General features: G+C 66.7%; 17 protein-coding genes. All 17 read right to left on the bottom strand.

Going from position 1 to position 17,911, the window contains the following annotated elements:
- Positions 1-749 (bottom strand): flagellar motor protein MotD (motD, locus tag FFS27_RS12225; RefSeq protein WP_137952025.1); only part of this gene is annotated, 749 nt, incomplete at its 3' end.
- A 12-nt stretch (positions 750-761) separates the two neighbouring features.
- Positions 762-1,502 carry a flagellar motor protein gene (locus tag FFS27_RS12230; RefSeq protein ID WP_003083089.1) on the bottom strand — a complete coding sequence of 247 codons (741 nt, stop codon included), beginning with the start codon at positions 1,500-1,502 and terminating at the stop codon, positions 762-764.
- Positions 1,503-1,590: 88 nt separating this feature from the next.
- Positions 1,591-2,697, bottom strand: coding sequence for a protein-glutamate methylesterase/protein-glutamine glutaminase (locus FFS27_RS12235; protein WP_003087115.1), 1,107 nt, complete (start codon positions 2,695-2,697; stop codon positions 1,591-1,593).
- Between the two features lie 53 nt (positions 2,698-2,750).
- Positions 2,751-5,012 (bottom strand): chemotaxis protein CheA, encoded by a 2,262-nt coding sequence (locus FFS27_RS12240; RefSeq protein ID WP_009314787.1) that lies wholly within the window; start codon positions 5,010-5,012, stop codon positions 2,751-2,753.
- Between the two features lie 200 nt (positions 5,013-5,212).
- Positions 5,213-6,001 (bottom strand): protein phosphatase CheZ, encoded by a 789-nt coding sequence (locus FFS27_RS12245; RefSeq protein WP_003083075.1) that lies wholly within the window; start codon positions 5,999-6,001, stop codon positions 5,213-5,215.
- Between the two features lie 19 nt (positions 6,002-6,020).
- Complete coding sequence (locus FFS27_RS12250; RefSeq protein WP_003083073.1) at positions 6,021-6,395, bottom strand: chemotaxis response regulator CheY; 375 nt, start codon at positions 6,393-6,395, stop codon at positions 6,021-6,023.
- 101 nt (positions 6,396-6,496) lie between these two features.
- Positions 6,497-7,240 carry an RNA polymerase sigma factor FliA gene (fliA, locus tag FFS27_RS12255; protein ID WP_003083070.1) on the bottom strand — a complete coding sequence of 248 codons (744 nt, stop codon included), beginning with the start codon at positions 7,238-7,240 and terminating at the stop codon, positions 6,497-6,499.
- Positions 7,237-8,079: a flagellar synthesis regulator FleN gene (gene fleN, locus FFS27_RS12260; RefSeq protein WP_003083064.1), complete on the bottom strand. Its 843-nt coding sequence runs from the start codon at positions 8,077-8,079 to the stop codon at positions 7,237-7,239. The genes fliA and fleN overlap by 4 nt, the downstream gene beginning before the upstream one ends.
- Positions 8,080-8,217: 138 nt before the next feature.
- On the bottom strand, positions 8,218-9,507 hold the full coding sequence (gene flhF, locus FFS27_RS12265; protein WP_003087102.1) for a flagellar biosynthesis protein FlhF: 1,290 nt from the start codon (positions 9,505-9,507) through the stop codon (positions 8,218-8,220).
- A gap of 83 nt (positions 9,508-9,590) precedes the next feature.
- Positions 9,591-11,714 (bottom strand): flagellar biosynthesis protein FlhA, encoded by a 2,124-nt coding sequence (flhA, locus tag FFS27_RS12270; protein WP_003087100.1) that lies wholly within the window; start codon positions 11,712-11,714, stop codon positions 9,591-9,593.
- A gap of 139 nt (positions 11,715-11,853) precedes the next feature.
- Positions 11,854-13,194: a TPM domain-containing protein gene (locus FFS27_RS12275; protein WP_019484529.1), complete on the bottom strand. Its 1,341-nt coding sequence runs from the start codon at positions 13,192-13,194 to the stop codon at positions 11,854-11,856.
- Between the two features lie 32 nt (positions 13,195-13,226).
- On the bottom strand, positions 13,227-14,495 hold the full coding sequence (locus tag FFS27_RS12280) for a TPM domain-containing protein (RefSeq protein WP_003118682.1): 1,269 nt from the start codon (positions 14,493-14,495) through the stop codon (positions 13,227-13,229).
- 72 nt (positions 14,496-14,567) lie between these two features.
- The gene (gene flhB, locus FFS27_RS12285) at positions 14,568-15,704 is read right to left on the bottom strand and encodes a flagellar biosynthesis protein FlhB (RefSeq protein ID WP_003083056.1); all 1,137 of its coding nucleotides are present in this window, start codon (positions 15,702-15,704) and stop codon (positions 14,568-14,570) included.
- A 2-nt stretch (positions 15,705-15,706) separates the two neighbouring features.
- On the bottom strand, positions 15,707-16,483 hold the full coding sequence (fliR, locus tag FFS27_RS12290) for a flagellar biosynthetic protein FliR (protein ID WP_003133221.1): 777 nt from the start codon (positions 16,481-16,483) through the stop codon (positions 15,707-15,709).
- Entirely contained in the window at positions 16,483-16,752 is a 270-nt protein-coding gene (gene fliQ, locus FFS27_RS12295) for a flagellar biosynthesis protein FliQ (RefSeq protein WP_003083053.1), read from the bottom strand. The genes fliR and fliQ overlap by 1 nt, the downstream gene beginning before the upstream one ends.
- Before the next feature lie 44 nt (positions 16,753-16,796).
- Positions 16,797-17,564 (bottom strand): flagellar type III secretion system pore protein FliP, encoded by a 768-nt coding sequence (gene fliP, locus FFS27_RS12300; protein WP_003083052.1) that lies wholly within the window; start codon positions 17,562-17,564, stop codon positions 16,797-16,799.
- Positions 17,561-17,911: flagellar biosynthetic protein FliO (gene fliO / locus FFS27_RS12305; RefSeq protein WP_137952026.1), on the bottom strand; the 351-nt coding region annotated here is incomplete at its 5' end. The genes fliP and fliO, both read right to left, overlap by 4 nt.

Below are 17,911 nucleotides of genomic sequence, written 5' to 3' on the forward strand. Positions count from 1 at the left end.
ACGCTGCGCCGTACCTCCAGGTTGCGCGAGATCACCAGCACCACCCGGCGGTTCTTCGCCCGCCCTTCGGCGCTGGCATTGTCTGCCACCGGTTGAAATTCACCATAGCCCACCGCAGCCATCCGCGACGGCTCGACCCCATCGTTGCCGAGCAGGCGGACGATGCTCGCCGCCCGCGCCGCCGACAGTTCCCAGTTGGTGGGATAGCGCGGGCTATGGATCGGCACGTCGTCGGTGAAGCCCTCGACATGGATCGGGTTCTTGTAGGGCGCCAGGATCTTGGCGACCTTCTCGACGATATCGAAGGCGGCATCGTTGGGCAGCGCATCGCCACTGGGAAACAGCAGGCTGGAATTGAGGGTGATCTCGATCCACAGCTCGTTGCCGCGCACGCTCAACTGGTCGGAGGCGATCAAGTCGCCGAAGGCATCGCGCACGCTGTCGGCGATCCGCTCCAGGGAGTCGGCGCTGGCCGCGTTGTCGCTGGGCTGCTCCTCGACGCTGGTGCGCTCCGGCTCGGTGGTGCGCGGCCGCTCGTCGCCGATGGGAATCGGCTTCAACGAGCGGTCGGGCTGGTTGAACACGCCGGTGAGGGTCTCCGAGAGGATCTTGTACTTGCCCTCGTTGATCGAGGAAATCGAATACATCACCACGAAGAAGGCGAACAACAGGGTGATGAAATCGGCATAGGAAACCAGCCAGCGTTCGTGGTTCTCGTGTTCCTCCTGGTGGCGACGGCGACGCTGCATGCTCGGCTCCGGTCAGTCCATGAAGCCTTGCAGCTTCAACTCGATGGAACGCGGGTTCTCGCCCTCGGCGATGGACAGCAGGCCCTCCAGGAGCATCTCGCGGTAGCGCGACTGGCGCAGTACCAGGGTTTTCAGCTTGTTGCCGATCGGCAGCAGGAGCAGGTTGGCGAAGCCGACGCCATAGATGGTGGCGACGAAGGCCACGGCGATGCCGCTACCGAGCTGCGCCGGGTTGGCCAGGTTGCCCATCACATGGATCAGGCCCATTACCGCGCCGATGATGCCGATGGTCGGCGCATAGCCGCCCATGCTCTCGAACACCTTGGCGGCCTGCAGGTCGCGGCTTTCCTGGGTGAACAGGTCGACCTCGAGGATGCTGCGGATGACTTCTGGCTCGGCGCCGTCCACCAGCAGTTGCAGGCCCTTGCGCGCATAGGGATCGGGCTCCGCGTCGGCGATGCTCTCCAGGCCGAGCAGGCCTTCCTTGCGCGCGGTCATGCTCCAGGAGACGATCCGGTCGATTCCCCCGGAAAGATCCTCGCGCGGCGGGAAGAACACCCAGCCGAGCATGCCCAGGCCGCGCTTGAGCACGTTCACCGGGGTCTGCAACAGCGCCGCGGCCAGGGTGCCGCCGATCACGATCAGCGCCGCCGGACCGTTGAGCAGGGCCCCCGCGTGGCCGCCCTCGAGGAAGTTGCCGCCGACGATGGCGACGAACGCCAGGATGATCCCGACCAGGCTGAGCACATCCATCAGCGCGTCCCCTCGGCTCGGCGAAGGCGCGCGCAGGTCGTCACGTGGGTGGCCATCGAAGGCAGTCTCCTCATTCCTGCACGCACGCTTACTGGCACGCCTCGACCAGGTGCCGGCCAATGTCGTCGAGCCCGTACACCGCGTCCGCCAGGTTGGCCTTGACCACGGCCATCGGCATCCCGTAGATCACGCAACTGGCCTCGTCCTGCGCCCACACCTGGCTGCCGCCCTGCTTGAGCAGGCGCGCGCCCTCGCGTCCGTCGGCGCCCATGCCGGTGAGGACCACCGCCAGGACCTTGTCGTTGTAGGCCTTGGCTGCCGAGCCGAAGGTCACGTCGACGCAGGGCTTGTAGTTCAGGCGTTCGTCGCCGGGGAGGATGCGCACCGTGCCGCGGCCGTCGACCATCATCTGCTTGCCGCCCGGCGCCAGCAGCGCCAGGCCGGGACGCAGGATGTCGCCGTCCTCTGCTTCCTTGACGCTGATCCGGCACAGCTTGTCGAGGCGCTCGGCGAAAGCCTTGGTGAAGGCCGCCGGCATGTGCTGGATCAGCACCAGCGGCGCCGGGAAGTTGGCCGGCAACTGGGTCAGCACCCGCTGCAAGGCAACCGGTCCACCGGTGGAGGTACCGATCGCGACCAGCCGGTAGGCCTTGCGCTTCGGCGCCGCCGAGGTCGACGCCGGGGCCGGCGACGCGCCGGCACTGGCACGCGCGCTCGCGCCGAGGCTGGAGGACGACGCCGGCGCATGGCTGGACGAGGTGGCCGAAGGCAGCGGCGGCAGGCTGATCGAGCGACGATTGCTACGGGCGATGGTCAGGACCTTCTCGCAAAGCAACTGGCGGACCTTGTCCGGGTTGCGCGAGATGTCCTCGAAATTCTTCGGCAGGTAGTCGACCGCTCCGGCGTCCAGCGCATCCAGGGTCACCCGCGCGCCCTCGTGGGTCAGCGAGGAGAACATCAGGACCGGGGTCGGGCAACGCTGCATGATGTTGCGTACCGCGGTAATGCCGTCCATCAGCGGCATCTCGTAATCCATGGTGATCACATCGGGTCTCAGGGCCAGCGCCTGCTCGATGGCCTCGCGGCCATTGGTGGCGGTGCCGACCACCTGGATCTGTCCATCGGCGGAGAGAATCTCCGAGACACGGCGGCGGAAGAACCCCGAATCGTCCACCACCAGGACTTTGACTGCCATAGCTACTCCTCAGAGGGCGACGCTCCTGCGCCGCCGGAAACCCATACGCGGCGTCAGATGCGCCGTGCGTAACGCTTGAGCATGCTCGGCACATCGAGGATCAGGGCGATGCGCCCGTCCCCGGTGATGGTGGCGCCCGCCATGCCGGGGGTGCCCTGCAACATCTTGCCGAGTGGCTTGATCACCACTTCTTCTTGTCCCACCAACTGGTCGACGACGAAACCGATGCGCTGGGTGCCGACCGACAGGATCACCACGTGCCCCTCGCCCTGCTCCTCGTGGGCCGCGCTCGGCACCAGCCAGCGCTTGAGGTAGAACAGCGGCAAGGCCTTGTCGCGGACGATCACCACTTCCTGGCCATCCACGACATTGGTGCGCGACAGGTCAAGATGGAAGATTTCGTTGACGTTGACCAGCGGGAAGGCGAACGCCTGGCTACCCAGCATCACCATAAGGGTAGGCATGATCGCCAGGGTCAGCGGCACCTTGATGACGATCTTCGAGCCGGACCCCTTCTGCGAGAACACGTTGACCGTGCCGTTGAGCTGGGAAATCTTGGTCTTCACCACGTCCATGCCGACGCCGCGGCCGGACACGTCGGAAATCTCGGTCTTGGTCGAGAAACCCGGGGCGAAGATCAGGTTGTAGCACTCCAGGTCGGTCAGGCGGTCCGCCGCGTCGCGCTCCAGCAGGCCTTTCTCCACCGCCTTGTTGCGCAGCACCTCGGCGTCCATGCCCTTGCCGTCGTCGGTGATCATCAGGAGGATGTGGTCGCCCTCCTGCTCCGCCGACAGCACCACCTGGCCGACCCGCGGCTTGCCGGCGGCCTCGCGCTCCTCCGGACTCTCGATGCCGTGGTCGACGGCGTTGCGCACCAGGTGCACCAGCGGATCGGCGAGGGCCTCGACCAGGTTCTTGTCGAGGTCGGTCTCTTCGCCCACCAGCTCCAGGTTGATCTCTTTCTTCATGTTCCGCGCCAGGTCGCGGACCAGACGCGGGAAGCGGCCGAAGACCTTCTTGATCGGCTGCATGCGGGTCTTCATCACCGACATCTGCAGGTCGCCGGTGACCACGTCGAGGTTGGCCACGGCCTTGGCCATGGCCTCGTCGCCGCTGTTCAGGCCCAGGCGCACCAGGCGGTTACGCACCAGCACCAGCTCGCCGACCATGTTCATGATCTCGTCGAGACGCGCCGTATCCACCCGCACGGTGGTCTCCGCCTCGCTCGCCGCCGGCCTGTCGGGCGCCGCCGGACGCGCGGCGGCGGCCTTGGCCGGAGCGACCGGTTTCGCCGCGGGACTCTTCGCCGCGATGTTCTTGGCTACCGCCGCGGCGGCCGCCACGGCTTCGGAGGCGCCGTTGAACTTGCCCTTGCCGTGCAGTTCGTCGAGCAGCGACTCGAACTCGTCGTCGCTGATCTCATCGCCGCCCGCGGCGGCCGGCGCCTTGCCCTGCTCCGCCGGCGCAGCCGCTGGAGCCGCGGCAGCCGGTGCGGCGGGTGTGCCGGCGGCTTCCGGGACATCGCCGAACTTGCCCTTGCCGTGCAGTTCGTCGAGCAGCGCCTCGAACTCGTCGTCGCTGATATCGTCACCAGCGGCAGCCGCGGCCGGCTCGACCGCCTCGGCGGGGACTTGCGCAGGCTCGGCCGAGACCGCCGGCGGGACGAACTTGCCCTTGCCGTGCAACTGGTCGAGCAACGCCTCGAACTCGGCGTCGCTGATCTCGTCGCCAGCGGGAGCCGCGGACGCTTCTGCAACGGCGGAGGCCGGCGCTTCGTCGCCCTGGAGAGCATCCAGCAACTGCTCGAACTCGTCGTCGGTGATATCGCTGGAGCCACTCTGCGCGGGCGCTTCCGGCGGCGCCGCAGGCTCGGCTGGCGGAACGGCCGCTGGCGGCGCTTGCACAGGTTCCGCGGGCGCGGCGCCCTCGGGCTCGGCCAGGCGGGCAAGGGCCGCCAGCAGTTCGGGCGTCGCCGGGGTCGGTTCGGACTGCTCGCGCACCTGGTCGAACATCGCGTTGACCGTATCCAGCGCCTGCAGCACCACATCCATCAGTTCGGAGCTGACGCGCCGCTCGCCCTTGCGCAGGATATCGAAGACGTTTTCCGCAATGTGGCAGCATTCCACCAGCGCGTTCAGCTGGAGGAAGCCGGCACCGCCCTTGACCGTATGGAACCCACGGAAAATGGCATTGAGCAGGTCCATGTCGTCCGGCCGGCTCTCCAGCTCGACCAGTTGCTCGGACAATTGCTCGAGAATCTCGCCGGCCTCAACCAGGAAGTCCTGGAGGATTTCTTCATCGGCGTCGAAGCTCATTCGGCTGCTCCCAGAGACGTGTTACTCGAAAGGATCGGCAGGACCGCTGTCCTGCCGGAAATACCGGCCCGGCTTTCCGGACCGACTTCAGCCCGCCCGCCGGGATCACCGGCATGACGAAGGCTGTGCCGGCAGCCCGCGGATGCCAGCGTTCAATGCTTACTTAACGGCAGCGATGCCGCAGTCTTGAGCCGGGCGGGTCAGAAACCCAGGCTGGACAGCAGATCGTCCACGTCATCCTGCCCGGACACCACATCCTCTCGTTTTTCCGCGGCGACCTGCGGCCCCTCGCCCTTGGCCGAACGCTCCAGCGCGGCCTGGTGGCGCATGCTCACGTGGTCGTGCTCGATTCCGGCGTAACGGTCCACCTGGCCGGCCATCCAGACCAGCTTCACGAGGTTGCTCTCGACCTCGGTGACCAGCTTGGTGACACGCTTGATCACCTGGCCGGTCAGGTCCTGGTAATCCTGCGCCAGCAGGATGTCATTGAGCTGCGAGGACAACTGGCCGGCGTTCTCGCCGCTGCGCACGAGGAACTGTTCGATGCGCTTGGCCAGCTCGCGGAAGCCGTCAGCGTCGATTTCCCGGCGCATGAAGCGTTGCCACTCCTGGTGCAGCTCCCGCGAATCGTCGCCCAGTTGGTTGACCAGCGGGGCGCTCTGCTCCACCAGGTCCATGGTCCGGTTGGCGGCCTTCTCGGTCATTTCCACCACGTAGGAAAGACGATCGGTGGCATCGGCGATCTGCGACATTTCCTGCGCGTGGGGGGAATGCGGGTCGATCTGGAAATCGACGATGGCGTTGTGCAGTTCGCGGGTCAGCTTGCCCACTTCCTGGTAGAGGCCACGGTCCCTGGCCTGGCTGAGCTCCTGGATCAATTGCACCGCCTGCTGGAAGTGCCCCCGTTCGAGACAGTCCACCAGTTCGCGCGCGTGTTTTTTCAGGGTCGATTCGAATTCGTCGCCCGTGGAATCGTTACCAAGCACCATGACACCCTCTTGGCCGGCTTCAGCCGTTGACCCGCTCGAAAATCTTCTCGATCTTTTCCTTCAGGACCTGAGCGGTGAAGGGTTTGACCACATAGCCGTTGACCCCGGCCTGGGCCGCTTCGATGATCTGGTCGCGCTTGGCCTCGGCGGTGACCATCAGCACCGGCAGGTGCTTGAGGCGCTCGTCGGCGCGAACCGCGCGCAGCAGATCGATGCCGGTCATGCCCGGCATGTTCCAGTCGGTGACGAGAAAGTCGAAATTGCCGCTGTGCAGCATCGGCAGCGCCGTGGTGCCGTCGTCGGCCTCGGCGGTATTGGTGAAGCCCAAGTCCCGCAAGAGGTTCTTGATGATGCGTCTCATCGTGGAAAAGTCGTCCACGATGAGAATTTTCATGTTCTTGTCCAAGTAAACCTCCGTACAGACCAGAGCGCGCCCCAGGGGACGCGCCACACATTCTTTTGCGTTAACGGTTACAAGCTGCGGTCGAGGCCGGTTCAGGCCGACCGCCAATCGGCCAGGCGCGCACGCAAACGCGCGGCGCACTGGCTGTGCAACTGGCTGACCCGCGATTCGCTGACGCCCAGTACCTCGCCGATCTCCTTGAGGTTGAGTTCCTCGTCGTAATACAACGCCAGCACCAGGCGCTCGCGCTCCGGCAACTTGGCGATGGCATCCGCCAGGGCCGCCTGGAAACGTTCGTCGAGCAGGCCGTGGATCGGTTCGTTGTGACTGAGGCTGGTGTCTTCCGGCAATCCATGTTCGCCGTCCTGCAACAGGTCGTCGAAGCTGTACAGGCGGCTGCCCTGCGTGTCGCTGAGGATGCCGTAGTAATCTTCGAGGCTCAATTGGAGTTCGGCAGCAACTTCGTGATCTTTAGCGTCGCGTCCGGTTCTCGCCTCGATCGCGCGGATCGCGTCGGTCACCATGCGCGTGTTGCGGTGCACCGAACGCGGCGCCCAGTCGCCCTTGCGGACCTCGTCGAGCATGGCCCCACGGATGCGGATGCCGGCATAGGTCTCGAAGCTGGCGCCCTTGCCGGCGTCGTATTTCTTCGCGGCCTCGAGCAGGCCGATCATGCCGGCCTGCATCAGGTCCTCCACCTGCACGCTGGCCGGCAGGCGGCCGAGCAGGTGATAGGCGATGCGCTTGACCAGTGGTGCGTAACGCTGGATCAGTTGCTCCTGGGAGTTCTGCGCTTGCGCCTTGCTATACATACGCACTCCAGAGGCCGCTGTCATACGGCCGAACCTGTCGCGGGGTGTTGGACCAGTCGTTCGACGAAGAACTCCAGGTGCCCGCGCGGGTTGGCCGGCAGCGGCCAGCTGTCGACCTTCTGCGCGACCGCCTTGAAGGCCAGGGACGCCTTCGAGCGGGGGAATGCCTCGTATACGGCTCGCTGTTTCTGCACGGCCTTGCGTACCGACTCGTCGTAAGGGATGACACCTACATACTGTAGTGCGACGTCGAGGAAACGGTCAGTGACCTTGGTCAGTTTGGCGAACAGGTTGCGTCCTTCCTGCGGGCTGTGGGCCATGTTGGCCAGGACCCGGAAGCGGGTCATGCCGTGGTCGCGGTTGAGCAGCTTGATCAGGGCGTAGGCATCGGTGATCGAGGTCGGCTCGTCGCAGACGACCAGCAGCACCTCCTGCGCGGCGCGGACGAAACTGACCACCGAATCGCCGATTCCGGCGGCAGTGTCGACGACCAGGACATCGAGGTTGTCGCTGATATCGCTGAACGCCTGGATCAGCCCCGCATGCTGCATGGGCGAGAGGTGCACCATGCTCTGCGTGCCGGAGGCCGCGGGAACGATGCGCACGCCACCGGGACCGAGGAGGAGGACATCGCGCAGTTCGCAGCGTCCCTCGATCACGTCGGCCAGGGTGCGCTTGGGCGTGAGTCCCAGCAGGACGTCGACGTTGGCCAGGCCGAGGTCGGCATCCAGCAGCATGACGCGACGGCCGAGATCGGCCAGAGCCAGTGCCAGGTTCACCGACACATTGGTCTTGCCGACGCCGCCCTTGCCGCCAGTTACTGCGATCACCTGTACGGGATGCATGCTACCCATCTGCTTCATACCTTGTGTTGTCGTCTTCCCGGAACGCCCCTTCCAGCGCTCTCCGGTATTGGCGGGAATGATGCGCCATCGTTCCCGGCCCGGCGGAAGCCACCTTCGCTTCCGTCACCCGCGCCACGCGCGGTTCTTCCCACGTCCTCAGCCGGCACGCCGCGCCGGTTGCTGGTAGAGCCCGGCGAACATCTCGGCCATGGCGTCCTCGCTGGGCTCTTCCGGTGCCTGCAGGCTCACCGCCCGGCTGACCAGTTGGTGACTGCGCGCCACCTGCAGGTCGTCCGGAATCCGCGGCCCATCCGCCAGATAGGCTACCGGGAGACGCTGGGCGATAGCCAGCGCCATCGATTCACCGAGGCTGCCCGCCTCGTCCAGCTTAGTCAGGATGCAACCCGCCAGCCCGCAGTGCCGATAGGTCTGGTAGGCCGACTTGAGCACCTGGCTCTGGCTGGTGGTGGCCATCACCAGGTAATTCTTCACGTTCAGGCTCGGCGACGCCAGTGCCTCGAGCTGCATGCGCAATGCCGGGTCGCTGGCCGGCAGGCCGGCGGTATCGATCAGCACCATGCGCTTGCGCGCCAGCGGCGCCAGGGCCTGGATCAGCGACTGGCCGGGATCGACCAGGGTCACCGGTACGTTGAGGATCCGACCAAGGGTCTTGATCTGCTCCTGGGCGCCGATCCGGTAGCTGTCCATGCTCACCAGCGCCAGGCTCTGGGCGCCGTACTTGAGGACGTAGCGCGCGGCCATCTTCGCCAGGGTGGTGGTCTTGCCGGCGCCTGCCGGGCCGACCAGGGCCAGTACGCCGCCCGCGTCGAGCGGGTCCTGCTCGGGGGTCTGCACGGCACGCGACAGGTGCGCCAACAGCATGCGCCAGGCCTGGCGCGTATCGCCCACCGCGGCGACCCGCTCCAGCAACGGCTTGCTCAGCTCCGCCGGCAAGCCCATGCGCTGCAGGCGCCGCCAGAGGTTGGCCTGCTGCGGACGCTGGTGCTGCAACTGGCCCCAGGCGATGGAACCCAGTTGTACCTCGATCAGCTCGCGCAGGCCGTTCAGTTCGAAACGCATTGCCTCGAGGGTCTGGCCGCCCGCCTGGGGCTTGGCCTGCGCCGCCGTCATGGACTCGGCCAGGGACGGACGCGCCGGCTTCTCCTCGGCGAACAATTGACGGTCCTTGCGCTGGTTTTCCGCCGGACGCGCCGTCAATTCGGCGCGCGCCTCGGCGATCCGCGCCTGGGTCTTGCGCAGCTCCACTTCCAGCGCCGGGTTGGGCTTGCTCGGCGCCGGCGGGGCCTGGTAATCCAGCGCCGCGGTCAGCTCGATGCCGCCGGCGACCCGGCGGTTGCCGAGAATCGCGGCGTCCGGACCCAGTTCGTCGCGGACCAGTTTCATGGCCTGGCGCATATCGGCGGCGAAGAAGCGTTTGACTTGCATTGCCCGAACCCCTCAGTTCAGTAGTCTTGCCGGCAACCTCAGGTTGCCCGGTGTGCCGGCCCTGGAGCCGGCGCAGCCCTCGTTCAGTTCTGCCCCACCGTCGCGACGATGGTGACTTGCTTGTTGTCCGGGATTTCCTGGTAGGCCAGCACATGCATGCTGGGCACCGCCATCCGCGCGAAGCGCGACATCATCGAGCGGATCGGCCCGGCAACCAGCAGGATCGCCGGCTTACCGAGCATCTCCTGGCGTTGCGCGCTCTCGATCAGCGAGCGTTGCAGCTTCTCGGCCATTCCCGGCTCCAGCAACATGCCGTCCTCGGAGCCTTGTCCGGCCTTCTGCATGCTGTTCAGCAAAATCTGTTCCAACCTCGGCTCGAGCGTGATCACAGGCAGCTCCGGCTCAAGCCCGACAATGCTTTGCACGATTGCGCGGGACAACGCGACGCGAACCGCGGCGACCATCGCGCCGGGATCTTGACTCCGCGGAGCGACGTTGGCGATGGCCTCGGCGATGGTACGGATGTCGCGCACCGGCACCTGCTCCTGGAGCAGCGCCTGCAGGACCTTGAGCAGGGTGGACAGGGAAATCAGCCCCGGCACCAGCTCTTCCGCCAGCTTCGGCGAGCTGCGCGCGAGCAATTGCAGGAGCTGTTGCACTTCTTCATGGCCCAGCAGCTCGTGGGCGTGCTTGTGCAGCACCTGATTCAGGTGAGTGGCGACCACGGTGCTCGCATCCACCACGGTGTAGCCCAGCGACTGCGCCTGGTCGCGCTGGCCGGGCTCGATCCATACCGCCTCCAGGCCGAAGGCCGGGTCCTTGCCGGCGATGCCGTTGAGGCTGCCGAATACCTGGCCGGGGTTGATCGCCAGCTCGCGATCGGGATAGATCTCCGCTTCGGCCACGCTGACCCCCATCAGGGTCAGGCGGTAGGCGTTGGGCAGCAGGTCGAGGTTGTCGCGGATGTGCACCGAGGGCATCAGGAAGCCCAGCTCCTGGGACAGCTTCTTGCGTACGCCCTTGATCCGCGCCAGCAGTTGCCCGCCCTGGTTGCGGTCGACCAGCGGGATCAGCCGGTAGCCGACTTCCAGGCCGACCATGTCCACCGGGGTGACATCGTCCCAGCCCAGTTCCTTGACCTCCTGGGCACGCTGCGCCGGCAGCAGCTCCTGCTGGCGCTGTACCTCCTGCTCGGCGACCTGCTTGGCCTTGTTCTGCCGGTGCCAGATCCAGTAGGCGGCAGCGCCGGCCAGGGCGCCGAGGCCGATGAAGGAAACGTGCGGCATGCCCGGCACGGCGCCCATGGCGATCAGGATCGCCGCGGAAATCGCCAGCGCCTTGGGCGAGGCGAACATCTGCCGGTTGACCTGCTGGCCCATGTCCTCGGAACTGGAGACCCGCGTCACCATGATCGCCGCCGCGGTCGACAGCAGCAGCGACGGCAGTTGTGCCACCAGGCCGTCACCGATGGTCAGCAGGGCGTAGACCTTGCCGGCGTCGCCGAAGGACATCGAATGCTGGATCATGCCGATGGCGACGCCGCCGATCAGGTTGATGAAGAGAATCAGCAGGCCGGCGATGGCGTCACCGCGGACGAACTTGCTGGCACCGTCCATCGAACCGTAGAAGTCGGCCTCCTGGGCCACCTCGCTGCGGCGCTTCTTGGCTTCCTCCTGCTCGATCAGGCCGGCGTTGAGGTCGGCGTCGATGGCCATCTGCTTGCCGGGCATGGCATCCAGGGTGAAGCGCGCGCTGACTTCGGAAATCCGCCCGGCGCCCTTGGTCACCACCACGAAGTTGATGATCATGAGGATCGCGAACACCACCACCCCGACCACGTAGTTGCCGCCGATCACCACTTCGCCGAAGGCCTGGATCACCTTGCCCGCGGCGCCATGGCCGTCGTGGCCGTGGAGCAGCACCACGCGGGTCGAGGCAACGTTCAGCGCCAGGCGCAACAGGGTCGCCACCAGCAGGATGGTCGGGAACACGGCGAAGTCCAGCGGCCGCAGGGCGTACACGCAGACCAGCAGGACGACGATGGACAGGGCGATGTTGAAGGTGAACAGCACGTCCAGCAGGAATGGCGGGATCGGCAGGGTCATCATCGCCAGCATGGCCAGCAGCAGGATCGGCACGCCGAGGCTGCCGCGACCCAGCCCCGCCAGGTTGCTGCGCACATTGCTGATCAGTTGCGTGCGATCCACTCTCGACTCCCCTGCCCTGCGTATGGCGCCCGTAGGTGGGCGCCGAACAAACTTTTGACGCCGGAATGCGCGTCGGGCGGGTCATTGCAGGAACTGTTCCAACTTTTCAATTCATTGATTGAAAAAGGGTTTTCGCCAATCACCAACTGCCGGAGGCGCCACCACCGCCACTCGAGCCTCCGCCGCCGGAGAACGAGTCCGAAGACGAACTGGACGAACTCGACGACGAGGAACCCGATGAGCTAGCGTAATCGCCGCCGCGTCGACGCCCTCCCCCCGAGCCGCCGGCGCTGAAATTGCAACCGATGAGCAGCGGCAGGCAAGCGGCGGGCAGGATGATCAGCGCCTCGATGCTGTTCAGCGGGTCGTCCACCAGCAACAGCAGGCACTCCAGGGCCAGGGTCAGCAGCAGGCCGAGCAGGCCCGGCAGGTAGGCCCAGCGCCGTCCTCTGCGCAGCCCCTGCCAGGCACCGGCCAGCATCAGCAGGGTCAGTCCCAGCGAAAGCGGCACGGCCAATCCGTAATGGAGCACCGGCAGGCCATAACGGCGGTAGGCCCAGAACAGCCCCAGCGCATAGAGCACAAGAATGGCGAAGAACCAGCGGGCACCGCGCGAATACTTGAGCAACGCGCCGAAGCCGACGCCCAGGACCGCCACCATCTCCGCCAGCGCCACCATCGCCCCTGCCGGCCAGTGCCGCCCCAGTGCCAACGCCGCAGCGAGCGCCACTACCGCCCCCAGGGTCCAGTACCAGGCGCGCGGGCGTACCAGCAGCGCCACCCCGCCGAGAGCGCCGAGCAGGAATGCGATAGCCAGGGTCTGCCGTACCGCGCCGGGCTCCAGCGGGTCGCGCGGCGGCGGCAACGCCTCGCCGTCGATCAGTCGTACCAGGCGCTGCGCCGCCGCTTCCAGGCCGCCGGCGTAGTCTTGCTGACGGAACGCAGGGGTCATGTATTCGCGGATGATCCGCCCGGCATCGATGTCGGTGATCGTTCCTTCCAGGCCATAGCCGACTTCGATGCGCATGCGCCGGTCGTCCTTCGCCACCAGCACCAGGACGCCGTCATCGATCCCCTTGCGCCCCAGCTTCCACGCCTCGAAGACCCGCGTCGCATAGGCCTCGATGCTGTCCGGATAGGTGCTGGGCACCATCAGGATCGCTACCTGGGCACCCTTCCGGGCCTCCAGCGCGGCCAGCGAAGCTTCCAGGCGGGCACGCTCGGCGGCGTCGAGGGTCGCGGTAAGGTCGGTCACCCGCCGCGCCAGCGCTGGAACCTCCGCGGACTCGTAGCCCGCATCGCGCGCTGCCTCGGCCTCGGCGCCGACCGCCGATGCCTCCACGGCCTCCTCCTCGACATCGGACGCTGCCACCGCGACGGTGACCGGCACCGTCGCGGTGGCAACGGAGGGAATCGCGGCGGCGCAGAGCAGCATGCCGAACAGGCGAAGCATGGCGAGATAACGCGTGATTGCAGACATCCTTGTCTCCGAATGAAATGAACGGGAACCCATTACCAACTGCCCGAGGCACCGCCTCCGCCGCTGGAACCACCGCCCCCGGAAAAGCCGCCGGACGACGAGGAGGAAGAGGAGGAGGAGGAGGAGGAACCGCCGCCGGAGCTTCCCGACGAGCCTCCACCACCCCCACTCAGGCGTACCTGGCCGAACACCAGCAGCCCGAGCATGAGCTGGAACGGTAGCAGGGCCAGCCAGACCAGCGGTGCGTCCAGGCCACCGGACAGCAGTCCGAGCAGCAGGTAGGCCGCCAGCAACGCCCACAGTCGGCGGTGGAAACTTTTCCGCCGCTCGCGCCATAGCGAGCGCATCAGGCGGTAGTTCGACCAGCAGAGAACCGCCAGCATCAGCACCCCGGCCGGCCACAGCAGGCCGTAGATGAAGGACACCGCGCTGAACCAATGCGCCGCCAGCCCGAGCAGGGCTACATAGACCAGTACGCCGATCACCAGGTAGAAGGCCGGGCGCACCGTCCACAGCGCGCCGAAGGTCGCGCCGCCGACCAGCATGCACAGCGGAGCGACCAGCAGCACGCTCATCCATTCGCCGGAAGCGCCGGCCAGCGTGCCCAACAGCCAGCAGAGCAGCGCCCCGCCGAGCAGCCAGGGCCAGCGCAGCGCCCGGGCACTCAACAGCACTCCGGCCAACGATCCGTAGATGAAGGCGACCAGCAGCGCCCAGGCTTCCGCCGGCAATTGCCCCAGCGAGACTTTCGGCGCACCCGACGACGCGGCCGCCGGCAGCGTTTCGCCGTCGACCAGGCGGATCAGCTCGTCCACCGCGGCCTCGATCCCGCCGGCGTAGTCACCCTCGCGAAATGCCGGGGCCATCCGCTCGCGAATGATCCGCCCGGCGACCACATCGGGCACCGCACCCTCCAGGCCGTAGCCGACCTCGATGCGCATGCGCCGGTCATCCTTGGCCACCACCAGCAGCAGACCGTCGTCGACCGCCTTGCGGCCGAGCTTCCAGGCCTGGAACAACTTGTCGGAGAAGGCTTCGATATCGAGGGTACCGGTAGTCGGCAGCATCACCACCGCGATCTGCGCACCGCGTCGCCGCTCCAGCGCCTCGAGCTTCTCCACCAGGCGTTGGCGCGTCGCCTCGTCCAGCGTGTGGGTGGCATCCACCACCCGCTCCGACAGGGGCAAGGCGACCCATTCCGCCGGCGCTTCGGCGTGCGCAGGCATCCAGGGCAGCAGCCAGGCCAGGGCGAGCAACAGGAGGACAGGCGGGAAAATACGATCAGACAAGGTTCGATCCATGAACGGCAAAGCTCTCATCCCGAGCGGGTACCGGCCAAGGCTGCCACAGCGCGGCGCGTAGCTCCAGCCAGGTCACTCGTCGCGACGCAGGTCCGGCGGGATCGGCAGGTCCTTCAACGGGCTCGGCCGCTTGCCCTTGCCGGCCTGGTACTGCTTGAGCTGGTAGACATAGGCCAGCACCTGGGCCACGGCGAGATAGAGCCCGGCGGGAATCTCCTGGTCCAGCTCGGTGGAGTAGTACACCGCTCGCGCCAGCGCCGGCGACTCCATGACCATCACCTTGTGCTCCTGGGCCACCTCGCGGATCTTCAGGGCCAGGAAATCGTTGCCCTTGGCCAGCAGCAGCGGCGCCCCGCCGCCCGCCGGGTCGTACTTCAGGGCTACGGCGAAGTGGGTCGGGTTGGTGATCACCACGTCGGCCTCCGGCACCGCCGCCATCATCCGTCTCTGCGCCATCTCGCGCTGCATCTGGCGGATCTTCGACTTGACCTCGGGCTTGCCCTCGGAGTCCTTGTATTCGTCGCGGACTTCCTGCTTGGTCATCAGCAGCTTCTGGCGGTTGTCCCAGATCTGGTAGGGCACGTCCACCGCGGCGATCAGCAGCAGGCTGCAGGCCATCCAGAAGGCGCTCCAGCCGACCACCCGCACGCTGTGCAGGATCGCCTGCTCGAGCGGCTGGTGCGCCAGCGCCAGGAGGGCGTCGCGGTCGGCGGAGAGCACCAGCAGGGCCACCGCCAGCACCACCAGGAACTTGATCAGCGCCTTGCTCAGTTCGAGCAGCGACTTGGCGGAAAACATCCGCTTCAGCCCCGACAGCGGGTTGAGCCGGCTGAACTTGGGTTGCAGGGCGTCCATCGAGAACAGCCAGCCGCCGAGGGCGATCGGCCCGACGATCGCCGCCACCAGCAGCATCAGCAGGATCGGCCAGAGCCCCTGGGCCGCCAGGTAGGCCGAAGCGCCGAGCAATTGCAGCATGCTCTCGGTATTCATCGCGGTTTCCCGGGACAGCTCGAAATTGCTGCGCATCAGGCGCAACAGGGCGCCCGCCAGGTCGGCGCCGTAGATCAGCAGGCCGCCGGCGCCGGCCATGAGGATGGCCAGGGTGTTCAGCTCCCGCGAACGCGGCAACTGCCCTTTCTCGCGCGCCTCGCGGCGGCGTTTCTCCGTGGGTTCCTCTGTCTTGTCCTGCCCGCTCTCGCTCTCGGCCATGGCTACCTCGCCCGCACCAGTTCACGGAGGAATTGCAGGGCCTCGCCGGCCAGCACCTGGTACTGGCTGAGCAGGTCGGCGGTGCCGATCCAGAGGATCACCAGGCCCAGCACCAGGGTCAACGGAAAGCCGATGGAGAAGATGTTCAGCTGCGGCGCCGCGCGGGTCATGGCGCCGAAGGCGAGGTTCACCACCAGCAGCGCGGTGATCGCCGGCAGCGCCAGCAGCAGCGCCGCGCCCATCACCCAGCCGAGCTTGCCGGCGATGATCCAGAAATGGTTGCCGCTCAGGCCCTCGCCCACCGGCAGGGTGACGAAGCTCTCGGCGATCACCTCGAACACTACCAGGTGGCCGTTCATCGCCAGGAACAGCAGCGTCACCAGCATGGTGAAGAACTGGCCGAGCACCGGCACCGAGACGCCGTTGGCCGGGTCGACCATGGAAGCGAAGCCCAGGCCCATCTGCATCGAGATGATCTGCCCGGCGATCACGAAGGCGTGGAACAGCAACTGCAGGGAAAAGCCGAGCAAGGCGCCGACCAGGATCTGCTCGCCGATCAGCAGCATGGCCTTCATGCTCAGCGCGTCCACCTGCGGCATCGGCGGCAGGTTCGGCACCAGCACCACGCAGACGCCCAGCGCCAGGTAGAGGCGCACCCGCACCGGCACCAGCTGGGTGCCGATCACCGGCATGGTCATCAGCAGCGCCGCGACCCGGAACAGCGGCAGCACGAAGCTGGCGATCCAGCCGCCGATCTGTGCGTTGGTCAGCTCCAGCATCAGCCGATCAGCAGCGGGATGTTGCCGATCAGCGTCTGGGTGTATTCCATCAGCTGCCGCAGCAGCCAGGGGCCCAGCACGATCAGGGTGAGCAGGATCACCATCAGGCGCGGCAGGAAGCTCAGGGTCTGTTCGTTGATCTGGGTGGCGGCCTGGAACATCGCCACCACTAGACCGACCAGCAGGCTCGGAACCACCAGCACGCCGACGATCATCGCCGTCAGCCACAACGCCTCGCGGAACAGGTCGAGTGCCACCTCAGGGGTCATGTCTCTCTCCAGCGCGCCAGCGGCGCGTCAAGCCGGCGGCACCGCTAGACGGTGCCGAAACTGCCCGCCAGCGTCCCGATGATCAGCGCCCAGCCATCCACCAGGACGAACAGCATGATCTTGAACGGCAGGGAAATGATCAGCGGCGACAGCATCATCATGCCCATCGCCATCAGCACGCTGGACACCACCAGGTCGATGATCAGGAACGGGATGAAGATCATGAAGCCGATCTGGAACGCGGTCTTCAGCTCGGACGTGACGAAGGCCGGGACCAGGATGGTCAGCGGCGTCGCCTCCGGGCTGCCGATGTCGGTGCGCTTGGACAGGCGCACGAACAGCTCCAGGTCGGAGGTGCGAGTCTGCGCCAGCATGAACGCCTTCAGCGGTACCTCGGCCTTTTGCAGGGCTTCCTGGGCGGGAATCTGCTCGTTCAGGTAGGGCTGCAGGGCCTGGCTGTTGATCTTGTCGAACACCGGGGCCATGACGAACATGGTCAGGAACAGCGCCAGCCCCACCAGCACCTGGTTCGACGGCGTCGATTGCAGGCCCAGCGCCTGGCGCAGGATGGAGAAGACGATGATGATCCGGGTGAAGCTGGTCATCAGCATGACGAACGCCGGGATGAAGCTCAGCGCGGTCATGATCAGCAGGATCTGCAGGCTGACCGAATACTCCTGCTGGCCCTGGCCGTTGGTGGTCACGGTGATCGCCGAGATCGATGTCGGGTCGGCGGCCAGCGCCGGCCACGGCGCCAGCAGCAGGAGGCAGAGCGCGGCGAGCGCGCCGGCCAGGGAGATGCGCGGAGTCATGGCTTACCCTTGGGGTCCTTGTTCAGCAGCTCCAGCAGGCGCTGGGCGAATTCCGGCGTGGCCGGCTCGCCGTCCGGCAGGTGTACCGGCTCCTTGAGCACGTGCAGCGGCGTGATCCGGCCGGGCGTCAGGCCGAGCAGGATCTGCTCCTCGCCGACCTGCACCAGCACCAGCCGGTCGCGCGGACCCAGCGGCTGGCTGGCGAGGGTGCGGATCAAGCGGTTGCCGCGCGGACCGGCCTGTTGCACCCGGCGCACCAGCCAGGCGAGCAGGAAGATCAGGCCGATCACCAGGCCCAGGCCGAGCACCAGTTGGGCCAGTTGCGCGGCGGCGCCGGAAGCGGCGCC

It is taken from the genome of Pseudomonas sp. 2VD (assembly GCF_005503585.1).
GTDB classification, from domain to species: Bacteria; Pseudomonadota; Gammaproteobacteria; order Pseudomonadales; family Pseudomonadaceae; genus Pseudomonas; species Pseudomonas aeruginosa.